This window comes from Shewanella sairae (assembly GCF_023283535.1).
GTDB lineage: Bacteria > Pseudomonadota > Gammaproteobacteria > Enterobacterales > Shewanellaceae > Shewanella > Shewanella sairae.
Genome location: NZ_JAKILT010000013.1, coordinates 95,706 through 110,931, shown reverse-complemented (window position 1 = coordinate 110,931; position 15,226 = coordinate 95,706). Strand labels below are relative to the sequence as shown.

Genomic DNA, 15,226 nt, shown 5'->3' with positions numbered 1-15,226 from the left:
GAATGAAAACCCCAAACGAGGTGCATGAAAAAGCCAGTTGGGAGTACCAACTGGCTTAATAAAAACCGTCAACCTATTTTAGGACTAGACAGTCACCAGAGGCTTGCTCATAAAACAGATTAACGAAACCTGTTGCTGCCTGACTTTTCTTTATAATCGTTGCAGTATTTGTGGTGGCAGCCACAGCGCTGGTTATGGGCACAACGGCAAGTGCTATTGCCAGCGCGAGCTTGTAGGGTCTCATTTGATCTCCTTGATCTTTAATGTGAGCTATCGCATTGGTCTAGTGACCATAGCCTTTATTGTTATTATTAATTTTTAATGGCTAGCTTAATAAATAGGCTAACAGGTAAGCAAGCCTATCTTGGTCAATTTAAGTAAGAATCATGTTGTTTGATGCTTCATGACTTTTTGCCACATTCTGTTATCCAGTGGCTTAAGGTATCAAACAGCTCAGTCAAAACAATCGGCTTGGTAATATGCGCGTTCATACCGGCTGCTAAGCTCTTTTCTCTATCACCAGACATAGCATGGGCTGTCATGGCAATCACAGGGAGTTGCTCAGGAGAATAACGCTTACGCAGCTCTTTAGTCGCTGTTAAGCCGTCCATCACTGGCATCTGAATGTCCATCAATACCGCGTCATAGTTAGCTTTATCAATCATATCAAGCGCTATTTGACCGTTCTCTGCCACATCAACGGTGTAACCCGCACTCTTAAGTAACTCGGTAGCAACCTGCTGGTTAATAAAGTTGTCTTCCACCAGCAGTACATAACCTGCGTCATTATCAGACTCTTCTTCACTCACCTCTGGTAGCGGATTTAAGCTCGGCTCATCGGCAAAAGCTGAGATGATCTCATCGAATAAGGATGACGCCTTAAACGGCTTTTGCAGCAGCGCATAAACGTTGGCATCAGCAACATCTTTTTGCATCGGCTCCGCAGCATAGGCTGTCATCATCATAATGATAGGTCGTTTACTTAGGCGGCCATCGGCGACCATTTCGTCGATCTCTTTAATCACCTCAACGCCGTCCATTTCTGGCATCATCCAATCAAGTAACAGCAGATCAACTGGCTTCTTGCTTAGCTTATATAAGCCTTCTGGCCCACTGGCTGCAGTATCGACGTCAAAATGGAAGTCGCGCATCACGCTCGAGTAAATCTGCAGCGCGGTAGGGTTATCGTCAATCACTAAGGTCTTAAGGTTGCCCAAAGTCTCTGGTACAACTAATGGCATCACCTCTGCTTCTTCTGCAATCTCAAAGCTAATGGTAAAGCTAAAGGTACTGCCTTCGCCCATTTCACTTTCCACTTGCATGGTACCGCCCATCATAGACACCAAATGCTTACTGATAGATAGGCCTAACCCGGTACCACCATATTTACGTGTGGTTGAGCCATCAGCCTGAGCAAAGGCGTCAAATAACGTGGCTTGCTGTTCTTTGGTGATACCGATACCGGTATCGCGGATCCAGAACTTAAGCGTAATGCGATGATCGCGCTCACCCACATCTTCACAACCTAGCTCAATTTCACCCGACTGAGTAAACTTGACTGCGTTGGACAATAAGTTAATCAACACCTGACCTAGACGCAGCGGATCGCCTTCTAAGATCAGTCCTGCGGTAACTGGCGCATAAAGCAGTAGCTCAACGCCTTTTTCCTGAGCCTTCAATGCATTGAGATCCAGTGCGTGATCCAACACTTTATCGAGTGGGAATGCCACACGCTCTAGCTCAAGCTTACCGGCTTCGATCTTAGAGAAATCAAGAATATCATTAATGATCCGCAGCAATGAGTGGGCTGAGAAGCCGGCTTTTTCCAGATAGTCCTTTTGCTGCGCCGTTAATGACGTGCGCTGGGCCAGCTGCAACATACCAATAATCGCATTCATTGGCGTACGGATCTCGTGGCTCATGTTGGCCAAGAATTCACTCTTGTACAGGTTGGCCATTTCCGCATCTTGCTTGGCCTCTAGCATCGCCACTTCGTTACGTTTATGGCGAGTAATATCCTTGTGAGTACCCACCATACGTTTTGGTTGGTTACTCGGGGTGAACTCCACCATTCGACCACGTGATAATAACCAATGGTACTCACCACTCTTACCGAGCATTCTAAATTCAATATCGTAAGCACCAATAGGATCTGCGAGGTATTGCTCACGATATTCCTGCACACGGATCAAGTCGTCTGGATGCACTAGCTCATCAATGGTTGAAACCAGCGCTGGGAATTCATTGACCTTATAACCTAACATTGAGTAATAGGCTGGATTACAGATAATTTGTTCAGAGTCTAAATACCAATCCCACAGGCCATCTTCTACCGCGTCCATGGCTAAATGGTAACGTTCTTCTGACAAACGCAGCTGCTCAGCAGATTCATATTCGCGGGTAACATCACGCCAAACGGCTATCAAACCCAGTAATTCACCACGGCGGTTATAGAATGGAATTTTTAGTACGTCGAGCAGCACCGGTTTTCCGGCAATTTCCACTTTCTCTTGATAACGCAGTGGTGTTCTGTCGGTAAGTACCCGCTCGTCTTCAGCGCGAATACGTACCGCTTGCTCATCAGGCGTCAACGCATCAGAAAGCTGACCTATCATCTCACTTTCACTAAAGCCTAGCATGCGTTCAGCCGACTTATTACAGCCTAAATAGCGGCCTTCTTTGTCTTTAAACACAATCGCTTCAGGGATAGAATCCAGCAATGAACGTAGCAAGGCATATTCTTGCTCGCGGCGCTCAGTGGTGTCTTTTAGTCGCTCGGTACGTTGGGCGACTAGCTTATCAAGACGACGATTTTGCTCGGCAAGATGGCGCGTATATTGTTTGTTTTCTTCAAAAATCCGGCTGACCAACTGGAACCAAGGCGCCCAGCCAACCGTGATTTTCTCTGGCGGCTTAATCGGCTCAGCAGAACATTGCTCTAGGTGAGTCAATAAACGCGACGCAGGGTTTACAAACGAGCGACGAGTCTGCCAGTGAACAATGGTCACCAGAATCGATAACGCCAATACTACGAGTAAGAAGGTCAGCTCTAATTTTTCCCACGAATCTTTAAATAGCTCATCAACATCTTGCAGATACAGTAAGCGCCATGGCGCGTTATGCAGTGCCACCGAGTGAATATAGTAGCCATTACGAATAATGCCTTCATGGGCATCGAACAGCTCTGACTCTGGAATTGAATGTAATTCTGATGGGATCTTTTGGCTAATATGATAAACCCGATTAACATCAGACGTGTCGATGTCGCTGTGGGTCAAAATATTGTTATTTTGATCAAGCAATATCACTGTACCGGGCATTTTAAAATACAAACGAATTTGCTTACGCAGCGAGGCTAAAGTCATGTCTAAATTGATCGAACCAATAAACTCGTTTTCTAGATAAATCGGTACACCTAAGGTCGTCAGCAAGCCCTTACCTGTCGGTTCAACATAAGCCGGACTCCATGCCACACTGCGCTGCGGATTATTAGACGGTGTCACTAACTGAAACTGTTTCTTATTCAGTAGCTCATCCCGAAATCTTTGCTCATCTGACGGCCACGGGAAATACGACATGATGCGTCGCTTGGAGATGTAATAAATAGAGGAAGCTTTAGGTGCAGCCTCATTTGCCACAGGAAAAGACAGTGATAACTCGAACAGCATTTCCAGCTCTTGATAAAACTTATCACTACGGCCATTGAGTGAACCCGCCCCGGTAATACGGCCCATATTGGTAAAGGGCTCACCACTTTTGGCATAGGTAGGTTCTAGGGTAAAAAACTGGCCGCTTTCGTTAAACTTTTCATACTGAGGTAGGCGATCCTTACGCACTAACTCGCCAAGACGCAGGTGATCAACCGCAACATTACGTAAACTCTGCACCGCGCGAATACTCGATTCAAGCAATAAGTCGACTTGCAAAACATGACGCTCTACTAGCTCTTCTGTTTGTTGAATAAGCTGAGCCTTCTGTCGGTCAAAAGACATCCAAGCAGTCACCGAAGCCATGATAATTACACCAATATAGGTGTAAAAAACTGCTCTATTATAGTTTTTCTGAATCGTTGACTTTAGTTGAAGAGTCGGCTCAATCCGTTTCATTTAAACCCTTGGTATGCTCTGTTGAGCTTAATCTCAATGTGCCATGCAAATACAGGACTTCTGAGTTAATAATATCAGTAAGATAGCTTTCAATAATAGCTTAAAAATGTAACTTAAAAGTTAAAAAAGGCCTCAACGAGTGTGAGGCCCTAATCAATCATTCTAGAAAACAATATTAGCTATAGGTTTTCTTCAGCAAACTCAGCGAGACGCGAGCGTACAACCCCGTTTAGGTAGACGTTTGCACTGCCATCAAAATCTTTAAAACGTTCGACAATATAGGTTAATCCAGAGGTCACTGCGGTAAGATAATTGGAGTCAATTTGCGCCAAGTTACCACTACAAATCAACTTAGTGCCCTCACCCATACGCGTGATCATGGTTTTGATCTGTGACGCGGTTAAGTTTTGGCACTCATCGAGCAATACTACCGAGTTTTGAATCGAGCGACCGCGCATAAAGTTTATCGACTTAAACTGAATGTTAGCCTTATCCATAATGTAGTTCATGCTACCACTAGGATTGACATCATTCTTATGCAGTACTTCAAGGGTATCGGTAATAGCCGCTAACCATGGCGCCATTTTTTCTTCCTCGGTGCCCGGTAAGAAACCAATCGACTCAGCAATCTCAGGCGTGTTACGGGTAACAATAACCTTTTCATACTTACCCTGCTCAACTACCAATTCAAGTGCAGCCGCCATCGCTAACAATGTTTTACCGCAACCTGCGGGGCCGGTTAAAATCACCAGATCAATGTCTGGATCCAGCAACGCTTGCATCGCCATACCTTGATAAATATTCTTCGGCCTAATTCCCCAAGCCTCAAGGTTAAGCAATCGCTCTTGACCTAAGTCTAAGAACTTAAGCTCAGTAGGCGTTTTTTCAATAATACGTCCGCAGAACTCACTACCTTCATCTAGCAGGTACTGATTGGTGTAAAACATATCATCGCCAAGTTTATCCAGCGGCACACTATGCACCGTATGACGGCCATCGCTTTCAGTGCTGACATCATCAGTGTGGGCCCAAAAGTCACCTTCAATACGATGGAAACCTTTGGTTAAAAAACGAATATCATCGATAAGCTGGTCAGTACGGTAATCTTCAACTCGCTGAATACCCGCACCCTTAGCTTTAAGGCGCATATTGATGTCTTTGGTAACGAGTACGACTTTACGCGGTTGGTGTAACTCTTGTAGATGCAATGCAGTGTTAATGATGCGGTTATCATTGTTGCCACCTGGCATGCTGCCGATGGTGAATTCGATTTGATGGTCGGGGAAAATAGAAAGGGTACCAGATACATCACCGTGACCTTCTCGGCTCGGCAGTGGTACGCCTTGAACAATCTGTTCGGGCGTGGTTTTTCCACCCAGTATATCTTCTAATGCTCTAATTGCGACTCGAGCATCACGGCTGACGTCTCGTTTTCTATCCTTAATCAGGTCCAGCTCTTCCAGAACTGTCATTGGTACGACTACGTCATGTTCCTTAAAGGAATAAATCGCTAAAGGTTCATGCAGTAATACGTTGGTATCCAGTACAAACAACTTTCTGTCGTCTTGTTCCATGGCGCCTCCAATTGTGCATTAGTATCAATTACAAGATAAGCCCAGCTCCTATTTATGGTTACAGATATGTTAACGCGTAATATCATATTGCCACCAATAACCATCGGCTTCAATGTTCTGCATAAATTTTTGCAGCTATCTATAAGTTTCCATTGATAACAAGTCTGTATGACTGCGGCATGACACAAAAAAATACTTCAGAGCAACTGATTATTTAGTACACTATTACTTCAGATTAAGGCGAATATTAGCGGGTTCAATTTTCAATATGCTCGCGATTGGTATAACATACGCGCCCCTTGTGATTCACCCAGTATATGAGAGTTTTAAATGCCGTTTTCCTTAGGTCAACGTTGGATCAGTGACACCGAATCAGAATTAGGTTTAGGTACCGTTGTTGGAGTTGAAGGTCGTATGGTGACCGTTCTTTTCCCAGCCACTGGCGAAAATAGATTGTTTTCTCGCACCGAAGCCCCGCTAACACGTGTTATCTACAACCCAGGCGATAGCGTAGAGAGCCACGAAGAGTGGAGTCTTACCGTTACTGAAGTTGAAGAAAAAGATTCACTGATTATTTACCACGGCACTCATAACGAAACAGGCGAACAAGTGAGCCTGCGCGAAACTCTGCTGAATCACAATATCCGTTTCAATAAACCACAAGACCGTTTATTTGCCGGTCAAATCGATCGTTTAGATAGATTTAACGTGCGTTACCAATGTCAGCAGCTTCGCAATAAGCTAGCCACATCAGACTTGTTAGGACTGCAAGGGCCACGAGTAGGATTGATCCCGCATCAGCAGTGGATCGCTCACGAAGTGGGTCAACGTTTTGCACCACGCGTATTACTCGCCGATGAAGTGGGTTTAGGTAAAACCATTGAAGCAGGTTTGATTATCCATCAGCAACTACTGACCGGTCGTGCTGAGCGTATTTTGGTTATCGTACCAGACACCCTGCGCCACCAGTGGTTAGTTGAAATGCTGCGCCGCTTTAACCTGCGTTTCTCAGTATTTGATGAAGACCGCTGTGTTGAAGCTTATGCCGATCATGACAACCCTTTCTACACCGAGCAGTTAGTGATCTGTTCGCTAGATCTATTGCGTAAGAAACGCCGTTTAGATCAAGCCTTAGATGCTGACTGGGATCTAATGGTTGTCGATGAAGCGCACCACCTAGAGTGGTCCGAAGAAGCGCCAAGCCGTGCTTACCAAATTGTTGAAGCTTTGAGTGAAGAGATCCCAGGCGTACTGTTATTGACAGCAACCCCAGATCAACTCGGTCACCAGAGCCACTTTGCGCGTCTGCGTTTGCTAGATCCAGATCGTTTCTACGACTACGAAGCTTTCTTGAAAGAAGAAGACAGCTACAAAGACGTAGCAACTGCTGCCGATGCCCTTGCCTCTAATGAGCAGTTATCAGCTGAAGCGATTGCTAGTTTAACGGGTCTTTTATCTGAAAAAGATATCAGCGCTAATATCGCATTAATTCAAGATGAGTCTGCCGATGCCGACAGCCGCTTCCAAGCGCGCGATGGCTTATTGCAAGACTTGCTTGACCGTCATGGTACTGGCCGCGTGCTATACCGTAACAGCCGCGCATCGGTTAAAGGCTTTCCACAGCGTATTTTGCACACCCATCCGCAAAAGATGCCTGAGCAGTATGTGACGGCTTACCGTGTTAGCTCGATGATGAACAAGCATTTAGACACTAACGCTAAAGTGCGCCAAGTGCTTAGCCCTGAAAAGATCTACCAAGATTTTGATAGCGGCAGTGCGGCATGGTGGAAATTCGATCCACGTGTTGATTGGCTAATTGACTTCCTAAAGAACAACCGCAGCAAGAAAGTGCTGATTATTGCAAGCCAAGCAGAAACAGCATTGAGCTTAGAAGAAGCATTGCGCACCCGTGAAGGTATTCAAGCGACCGTCTTCCACGAAGGCATGTCGATTATTGAGCGCGATAAAGCAGGTGCTTACTTTGCCCAAGAAACCGGTGGTGCTCAGGCGCTGATCTGTAGTGAAATCGGCTCTGAAGGTCGTAACTTCCAGTTTGCCAGCAATCTAGTATTGTTTGATCTGCCATTAAACCCAGATCTACTAGAGCAGCGTATTGGTCGTTTGGACCGTATCGGTCAAAAGAACGATGTTGAGATCCACCTGCCTTACTTAGCCAACACCGCACAAGAAAGATTAACTGAGTGGTATCACCAAGGTTTGAACGCCTTTGAATGCACTTGCCCAAGTGGTCACATTCTATTTAACGAGTTTTCTGGTGAGTTACTAGAAACCTTGTTGAATAATGATGAAGAGACCCTAGCCAGCTTACTTGATAACACTAAGACCCGTTATCAAGAACTTAAACTGGCGATGGAGCAAGGCCGAGACAAACTACTTGAGATCAACTCTCACGGTGGTGAGCGTGCTAACAAGTTAGTACAAAGCCTAGCGGAAAAAGATGAAGATACTCAGCTAATTGGCTCGGTGATTCGCCTGTGGGACATTATTGGTGTAGAGCAAGAAGATAGCGGCGAAAACGCGATTGTCTTGCACCCAAGTGAACACATGATGTTCCCGACCTACCCAGGTTTACCAGAAGACGGTATTACTGTTACTTTCGATCGTGAAATGGCGTTGTCTCGTGATGATATCGCCCTAATCACCCAAGAGCATCCATTGGTGCAAACGGGTCTAGACTTAATCACCTCATCAGAAACAGGTACGACAAGCGTAGCAGTACTCAAGAACAAGGCATTACCAGCGGGTACTGTGTTCTTAGAGCTTATCTACCTAGCAGATGCGTCTGCACCTAAGTCGAGCCAGCTATACCGTTACTTACCACCAACACCTATTCGCGTGTTGTTAGATAAAAACGGCAATAACCTGTCAGACAACGTGACTTATGAAAGCTTTAATAAGCAGTTAAGCGCGGTAAACCGTCATATCGCCAGTAAGCTAGTGAATGCGTCACAAGCTATCTTGCACCCACTGTTTGCTAAAGCAGAAACCTTTGCCAATGCAGAGCTAAGTACACTAACAGAGTGCGCACGCGAGAAGATGACTAGCCAGCTATCAGGTGAGCTTGAGCGCTTAAAAGCCCTAAAAGCGGTTAACCCTAATATCCGTGATGAAGAGCTAAGCCACTTGAGTGAGCAGATGAGCGAACTAAACCGTTACCTAGACAGTAGCAAGCTACAGCTTGATGCGATTAGATTAGTATTGGTTAGCCACGCTTAATTTAGCCGCTACAAATAAAGAGCCCTGACTTGTCGGGGCTTTTTTATGGCCGCTAAGTGTATATACTGTTGCGCTTACCATCGTCTATGTTGTGGGTATAAGAGGTTGTTTGCCAAGATGAAGTCTTCTTTTTTTCTATCTAAGCGCTTTGCTTTAATCGCACTAAGTATGAGTGTATTCGCTTGGAGTGTTTTCAGTTCGGCAACGGCCTTAGCCGCTGAGTTGACGACGGCTGATTACCGTTACTTACCCACAAGTGAAGTTAAACAACTACAAGTTAATGACCAAGAAGTGCCTGCGCTGCTGCGTCCTTGGTTAGGCAAGAAAAAACATGGCTTGGCAATCATCGTTCCTGATTTTTCTAACCGTGCAGATGCACCTGGCGCGGCCAATTTCCTACGTCACCAGCTAAACTATGCTGGCTGGGCAACACTTGCGCTGACGCCAGCCAGCGTCAGTCAACCACCTTACTTTGCAACTCAAGCCGATGAAATAGCCAAAGCTGGGCAGCAAAGCAACACTCAAGTCGCTGCACAAGAAACCCCAGATTATAGCGAGGAACAACTCGTAAAGATCCAGCAGCAACAGCAAGACTTTATGCTGAACTCCATGAGCCAGCTAGATAGTTTAGGCAAAGACTTTAGCGGTAAGCGAATGATTATCGCTTTTGGAGAGAGCGCCAATTTAGTCACTGAGTTACTTAACGCTAAGCGATTGCCACCACCAAATATGTTGGTTGTGATCAACCCTTACAGCGACATAGACAGCGTCAACAAGTTATTGGCCGAAAAAATTACCGCCTTAAATGTGCCAGTGCTCGATCTGCAATCAAAGGATGGCAGTAGTGAATCCCTCGCGACGCAACAGCAAAGATTAACTTTAGCACCTGAAAATGCCCCGACTCGCTACAGTCAGCAAATTCTAGCACTGGATCTGTCACTGCAGGTCTCTTGGGAAAACACCTTCAACCTGATTAAAGGTTTCAGTGCCAGGATCAATAAAGCCTATCCAAATGGATAGGCTTTATTAGTAAATCGGCTAAGAATTTAGTCTTTACTTAGCTTTAATGCGCCAGCAATCAAGACCACGGTAATCCCCATATAGAGTAGGTCGAGCATTGAGGTTGGTTTCATATCAGTAAAGAATGAGAATACCTTAATAATCAACATCATTAAGATCACTTTACCTAGCTTACTCTTAAGTGAATCAATGCTACTTATGATCAGAATCTTACCGCCAGCTTCGCTGCTACTCGCGCTTTTTAAATTATTGATAAACAGCTCGTATAAACCGAAAGCGAAAATCAGTAGTACCGCGCCTAAAAGGAAAGTGTCTAAGATCTCAACCACCACCATCACTAAATCATTTCGTACAGCGTGACTACCACTGAAGATATAGCCCAAAATCAGCTCAATCATGTGGACAACGTCTCTCAAGCCCATAGCAAAAACAACAAAAGCCGCAATGATGCATGACAATACACCAAACATTACCGATAAACGGCTGCTCCAGAGAAAACGTTCAAAAAGTTCACGCATGAGTATTAAGATCCCAATAGTATAAATGATGGCTTTATTTGAAAATAACCTTGTTAATCAAAAAGCTAAATGCAATTAACTTTGCTTTAGCTTATTGAATGTGGCGCGAGTGTAAAATAAGCCTTGCTTCACCACACTAAAAACATGGATTTTCGTGAACTAGATCACACTTTAAACAATCAAGAAAACTTACCAGCCGGACTGTCTATCACGATAATTTTTTTGAGGATTTTTGCTTTGCCTAATGGCAGCAACTATACGATTTTTTCCAAGTAATAAACGTACTTGATACCAGGATTCTCGTCTGAGTAACTGCCTAATTGAAGCTGACCAGTTTTTGTTAATACTGGCTTTAATTGCCGCATTAGCATCAGGAGAGGTTTGAGATAGCTTAGTGGCGAGTGCCGTTGCTGCAGCCATGGGGTCTGGCTCTATAGCCGTAATTAAATTAAACCCTAAAGCTTGCTCTGCAGTCAGTATATCTGCAGACATGGTCAACATAAGCGCCTGATCTTTTGGCATTAACTCTCTAAGGCCAGCCAAGCCTGCCATATCGGGTACTAAACCCCACTTAGCTTCCATAATCGATATTTTACAAGCGGGTGAAGCGATTCTAAAGTCAGCTCCTAGAACAATTTGCATTCCACCGCCATAGCAGATCCCCTCCATAACAGCGATGACAGGAACAGGCAGTCGGCGCCAACCAATAGACACACGCTGCGCTAAATTTGCATTACCCGGCAATAACTTAAATAACAATCGAACTGCGTCTAATGGCGACTTCATCACACTTTTTACATCCAAACCTGAGCTAAAATTTCCCCCTGCACCGAAAAGAATGACTGCAGTCAATGATTTATCTTTTGCAAGCTGTTTAATACAGAGATCCATTTCCTTGAATAGCTTATAATTCAGTGCATTATACTTATCTGGTCGATTTAGGCTTACATAAGCAATACCATTTTTTTTAGTCATACTAACTAAATCATAAGTCATTTTGCGTCCTTTCTTGCTAAGTGGTCAGTCCAGATGGCAAGTTAACATATTTGGTTTCTTTCGTTAATAGCTATAACATATGCAAAAAAATGACGAGCGTCATTTTACTGTCACAAAATATATCTTTCCATTAACAGATTGATAATGAATAATCGGGCGATATCGTTTATCTGCCTACTGTAAGGCAATGTTATAACGCTAAATTTAATGGTAACGCCCAAAGATATATCACCGAAATATGCATTAGTGTATTAGCGAAAAAATGCAATTGCTTTAATCATAGCGGCACTAGAACAGCAGAGAGCTCGCTGGTAAAAATTGATGACAACCAAGCAAAATAAAAGATGGATAATAGGAAACAATAATAATAATGCCGCTCCCGATACTAATTTGTGACGATTCAGCCCTTGCCAGAAAGCAGATGGCGCGTACTCTCCCTAAAGAGTGGGATGTAGAGATCACATATGCAACCAATGGCTTAGAGGGTATAGAAGCGATTCGTGAAGGCAAAGGGGAAGTGGTATTCCTCGACTTGAATATGCCTGTCATGGACGGCTATCAAGTTTTAGAAGCCATTCAAAGGGAAGACCTACCGGCTCTGGTTATCGTTGTTTCTGGTGATATTCAAATTAAAGCCCATGAACGAGTGAAGAGCTTGGGCGCCCTCGACTTTATCCAAAAACCTGTCAGTGCGGACGCCATTAGCCATATTTTACAAGAATACGGCATTTTAGAATTAGCACTAGGTGGCCAAGAACAACAAGCACCTATGATCGAAGTCGACCTACGTGATGCTTGCCAAGAAGTGGCTAACGTTGCTATGGGTCGCGCTGCAGACCTGCTAGCTAAACTCTTAAACGTTTTTGTTAAACTTCCTATTCCTAACGTCAATGTGCTCGAAGTCAGCGAGCTAACGATGACCCTTAAAGCCACCGAGGATTACGGTACCGTATCGGCACTTTGCCAAGGCTTTATTGGTGCAGGCGTTGCTGGTGAAGCGCTACTCTTGTTCCATGACTCATCATTTCAGGATATGGCTAAGCTGATGAAGCTTGAAAACCCTGAAGATGAAGAAACTGAACTAGAAGTGATGATCGACACAGCCAATGTGCTTATTGGCGCCTTTCTCAATGGGATCTCTGAACAACTTCATATGAAGTTTAGCCAGAGCCATCCAGTGATTTTAGGCAGGCACTGCAGTGTCAATCACCTGATCAGCGAGAACTCTGATAAATGGAGCCGTACACTGGCGATGGAGATCAACTACAGCATTGAGGATCACGATATTCAGTGCGATCTTTTGCTGCTATTTACAGAAGATTCTTTGCCGACACTCAACAACAAACTCGGCTACTTGCTAGATTAAAATGGATATTAGGATGGCAACAGATCAGAAAGCAGCAGACAACAGTGCAATGAACGAACTCCACTGGCTAATCGATATGGTACAGACCATAGAAGTAGGTTTAGTGGTACTCGATCGTGACTTTAACATTCAGCTGTGGAATGGTTTTATGGAAAACCACAGTGGTGTAAGCCCAAATTCAATTAAGGGTAAAAATCTGTTTGAACAGTTTGATTACCTACCTGCTAAATGGCTAAAACAAAAAATGGAGTCGGTTTACCTACTGGAAAACCGTGCTTTTATTAGCTGGGAACAACGACCTTTTATTTTCCAGTTTAAAAACTACCGTCCAATAACCGGTAGAGCGGACTTCATGTACCAAAATGTCACCTTATTGCCGTTATCATCGCTAACGGGTGAGATCACTCATATCAGCATGATTGTGTATGATGTAACTGATGTAGCTATCAATAAGCTCCAGCTAAAATCAGCAAACGAACGCTTAGAATACCTGAGCCAAGTCGATGGATTAAGTCAGCTCTATAATCGCCGCCACTGGGAACACTGCTTACAAAAAGAGTTTGACCGCTATGCCCGCTATGGCAGTGAAACCAGCTTAGTTATGCTCGATATCGATCACTTTAAAGCAATAAACGACACCTATGGTCATCAGGCTGGTGACAGGGTCATTCAAAATGTATCGCACATTATTAAAAAGTCACTGCGTGAAACCGATTGTGCTGGACGTTATGGCGGTGAAGAGTTTGGGGTGATACTCGCGAATACGCCTGCAGCTAATGCCTTGTTCTTTGCTGAGCGCTTACGTAAGAAGATTGAACAATCTGAGATTATGTATGAAGAGCAGTTGATTAAAGTGACTATCAGTTTGGGGATCTGCGATATAAAACCTGATATGACAGATAGTGATATTTGGTTAGCTCAAGCCGACCAGGCGCTATACCAAGCTAAAGAATCTGGCCGTAACTGCAGTGTGACTCAACAGTAGCCAACAGTATAATCCATATAAAAATGCCCATCTATTGATGGGCATTTTTATGAATATCAGACACTAGAAATTAGGATTAGTGTAGCGGCTCTTCGTCATCATATTCATCGTCGTCTCTGACTTCTTCGCCATTTTCGTCAATGAAATAAGTGCCCCAACCGTCGTAATCAATCTTTTGCTTAGCAGCCAGTGTGATCATCTTTTCACACGCTTCATCTAGCAGATCAGTATTAAGCTCGTGACTAGCGACAGCGTCGAAACAGTAGATCACAGAACCATCTTCTAGTTCCATTTCTTCTGCATCATTCACTTCATAACCAAGCTTGAATGCATCTACAGCCGCTTTTTCTAAACGATCGAAGTTGGTCGATGAAAAGTGATGCTCAATCGTATACTCGGCATCTGGTAACGAACCATCTGCAAGAATCGCTTCAACGATTTCGCTGTTTTCTTGTTTCTGTTCTTTTAACTGACGTTCAATAGACATCGATGACTCCTCAAAAATTTCGCGACCGATTATACCGCTTTAGTCATTAATGCTGAAGCTTCTTGGTTCAACTGAGATAACTTTTCCGACATCATGCTATGAATTCGCTTAGAAAGCTCTTTAACCTGCGTTTTATCGATACCCGTTGTTTCAATTGGCTCCATCATTTCAATAATCACCACGCCGTTATTCCAACGGTTTAGTTTAATATGACCTTGATTTGACGCAAGCACTGGCACCATAGGTACACCTGCAGCTATCGCAGTATAGAAGGCACCCGCTTTAAACGGTAATAAACCTTTGCCACGTGAACGTGTTCCCTCTGGGAAAATCCATACCGACAAGCACTTATCTTTAATTTTGCGCGCTGTCGCCGCCATAGTATCAAATGCTTTGCTGCGATTTTTACGGTCAATCAAAATGTTACCTGATAGCCAATAAATTTGACCAAACAGAGGCATCCACGCCAAACTCTTTTTACCTAAGCTAACAGTGCCTTTAGGTACGGCAGCGGTATGAGTGAACATATCGAAATTATTTTGGTGATTCGCCAAGAACACACAAGGCTTATCTGTTTGTTTTTTAGCATTACGTACTATGACTTTAATACCTAATACAGGCGCCGCCCAAGAAAACACTTTGGCGAACATATGTACGTTATCTCGGTGGCGAGGACGTAAAATACAAGCTAAACCACCGATAACAAAAGCTAAAATCAGCATAACTGATAAGATCAAACATCTAAGGATTAACAGCACAATAATCTCCCGCGATTTAATTGGCGCCAGTATAGCCACCAAGTAAGTGCGACTCAATATAAATACGATTTATGTCAATGAACAATAGTTTACACGTGTAGCCTGAACACAGACTACACAAAAGTAAATTCGCAGCACTTTAGCCCACACGACTTAAATAAACTTTAAACACTTACAAA

11 protein-coding genes are annotated in these 15,226 nt (G+C 44.0%); 4 read left to right on the top strand and 7 right to left on the bottom strand.

The annotated features are described in order from the left end of the window. Positions 1 to 73 precede the first annotated feature (73 nt). The 3 genes from L2748_RS07850 to L2748_RS07840 form a co-directional block, all read right to left on the bottom strand. The gene (locus tag L2748_RS07850; RefSeq protein ID WP_220778917.1) at positions 74 to 244 is read right to left on the bottom strand and encodes a hypothetical protein; all 171 of its coding nucleotides are present in this window, start codon (positions 242 to 244) and stop codon (positions 74 to 76) included. Between the two features lie 157 nt (positions 245 to 401). Then, positions 402 to 4,106: a response regulator gene (locus tag L2748_RS07845; RefSeq protein WP_220778715.1), complete on the bottom strand. Its 3,705-nt coding sequence runs from the start codon at positions 4,104 to 4,106 to the stop codon at positions 402 to 404. A gap of 179 nt (positions 4,107 to 4,285) precedes the next feature. Next, positions 4,286 to 5,680, bottom strand: coding sequence for a PhoH family protein (locus tag L2748_RS07840; protein ID WP_220778717.1), 1,395 nt, complete (start codon positions 5,678 to 5,680; stop codon positions 4,286 to 4,288). Between the two features lie 330 nt (positions 5,681 to 6,010). On the opposite strand from L2748_RS07840, the gene rapA reads away from it, so the two are divergent. Beyond that, positions 6,011 to 8,917: an RNA polymerase-associated protein RapA gene (rapA, locus tag L2748_RS07835; RefSeq protein ID WP_220778719.1), complete on the top strand. Its 2,907-nt coding sequence runs from the start codon at positions 6,011 to 6,013 to the stop codon at positions 8,915 to 8,917. Between the two features lie 117 nt (positions 8,918 to 9,034). Continuing rightward, entirely contained in the window at positions 9,035 to 9,937 is a 903-nt protein-coding gene (locus tag L2748_RS07830) for a DUF3530 family protein (protein ID WP_246616067.1), read from the top strand. 26 nt (positions 9,938 to 9,963) lie between these two features. On the opposite strand, the gene L2748_RS07825 is transcribed toward L2748_RS07830, so the two are convergent. Both L2748_RS07825 and L2748_RS07820 read right to left on the bottom strand, forming a co-directional pair. Next, positions 9,964 to 10,455, bottom strand: a complete 492-nt coding sequence (locus L2748_RS07825) for a YqhA family protein (RefSeq protein ID WP_220778721.1) — start codon at positions 10,453 to 10,455, stop codon at positions 9,964 to 9,966. Between the two features lie 189 nt (positions 10,456 to 10,644). Next, complete coding sequence (locus tag L2748_RS07820) at positions 10,645 to 11,451, bottom strand: crotonase/enoyl-CoA hydratase family protein (protein WP_220778723.1); 807 nt, start codon at positions 11,449 to 11,451, stop codon at positions 10,645 to 10,647. Between the two features lie 370 nt (positions 11,452 to 11,821). On the opposite strand from L2748_RS07820, the gene L2748_RS07815 reads away from it, so the two are divergent. Together L2748_RS07815 and L2748_RS07810 are read left to right on the top strand one after the other, a co-directional pair. Further along, the gene (locus tag L2748_RS07815) at positions 11,822 to 12,817 is read left to right on the top strand and encodes a response regulator (RefSeq protein ID WP_220778725.1); all 996 of its coding nucleotides are present in this window, start codon (positions 11,822 to 11,824) and stop codon (positions 12,815 to 12,817) included. A 13-nt stretch (positions 12,818 to 12,830) separates the two neighbouring features. Then, positions 12,831 to 13,802, top strand: coding sequence for a sensor domain-containing diguanylate cyclase (locus L2748_RS07810; RefSeq protein ID WP_246616068.1), 972 nt, complete (start codon positions 12,831 to 12,833; stop codon positions 13,800 to 13,802). 76 nt (positions 13,803 to 13,878) lie between these two features. Here the strand turns inward: L2748_RS07810 and rraB are convergent, their stop codons facing one another. Together rraB and L2748_RS07800 are read right to left on the bottom strand one after the other, a co-directional pair. Next, entirely contained in the window at positions 13,879 to 14,289 is a 411-nt protein-coding gene (gene rraB / locus L2748_RS07805; protein ID WP_220778727.1) for a ribonuclease E inhibitor RraB, read from the bottom strand. A 29-nt stretch (positions 14,290 to 14,318) separates the two neighbouring features. Continuing rightward, the gene (locus L2748_RS07800) at positions 14,319 to 15,047 is read right to left on the bottom strand and encodes a 1-acylglycerol-3-phosphate O-acyltransferase (RefSeq protein WP_220778728.1); all 729 of its coding nucleotides are present in this window, start codon (positions 15,045 to 15,047) and stop codon (positions 14,319 to 14,321) included. Positions 15,048 to 15,226 lie beyond the last annotated feature (179 nt).

Bases quoted from the DNA above. Each gene is read 5' to 3' on its own strand.
- L2748_RS07850 (WP_220778917.1), bottom strand. From the start codon at position 244: ATGAGACCCTACAAGCTCGCGCTGGCAATAGCACTTGCCGTTGTGCCC.
- L2748_RS07845 (WP_220778715.1), bottom strand. From the start codon at position 4,106: ATGAAACGGATTGAGCCGACTCTTCAACTAAAGTCAACGATTCAGAAA.
- L2748_RS07840 (WP_220778717.1), bottom strand. From the start codon at position 5,680: ATGGAACAAGACGACAGAAAGTTGTTTGTACTGGATACCAACGTATTA.
- rapA (WP_220778719.1), top strand. From the start codon at position 6,011: ATGCCGTTTTCCTTAGGTCAACGTTGGATCAGTGACACCGAATCAGAA.
- L2748_RS07830 (WP_246616067.1), top strand. From the start codon at position 9,035: ATGAAGTCTTCTTTTTTTCTATCTAAGCGCTTTGCTTTAATCGCACTA.
- L2748_RS07825 (WP_220778721.1), bottom strand. From the start codon at position 10,455: ATGCGTGAACTTTTTGAACGTTTTCTCTGGAGCAGCCGTTTATCGGTA.
- L2748_RS07820 (WP_220778723.1), bottom strand. From the start codon at position 11,451: ATGACTTATGATTTAGTTAGTATGACTAAAAAAAATGGTATTGCTTAT.
- L2748_RS07815 (WP_220778725.1), top strand. From the start codon at position 11,822: ATGCCGCTCCCGATACTAATTTGTGACGATTCAGCCCTTGCCAGAAAG.
- L2748_RS07810 (WP_246616068.1), top strand. From the start codon at position 12,831: ATGGCAACAGATCAGAAAGCAGCAGACAACAGTGCAATGAACGAACTC.
- rraB (WP_220778727.1), bottom strand. From the start codon at position 14,289: ATGTCTATTGAACGTCAGTTAAAAGAACAGAAACAAGAAAACAGCGAA.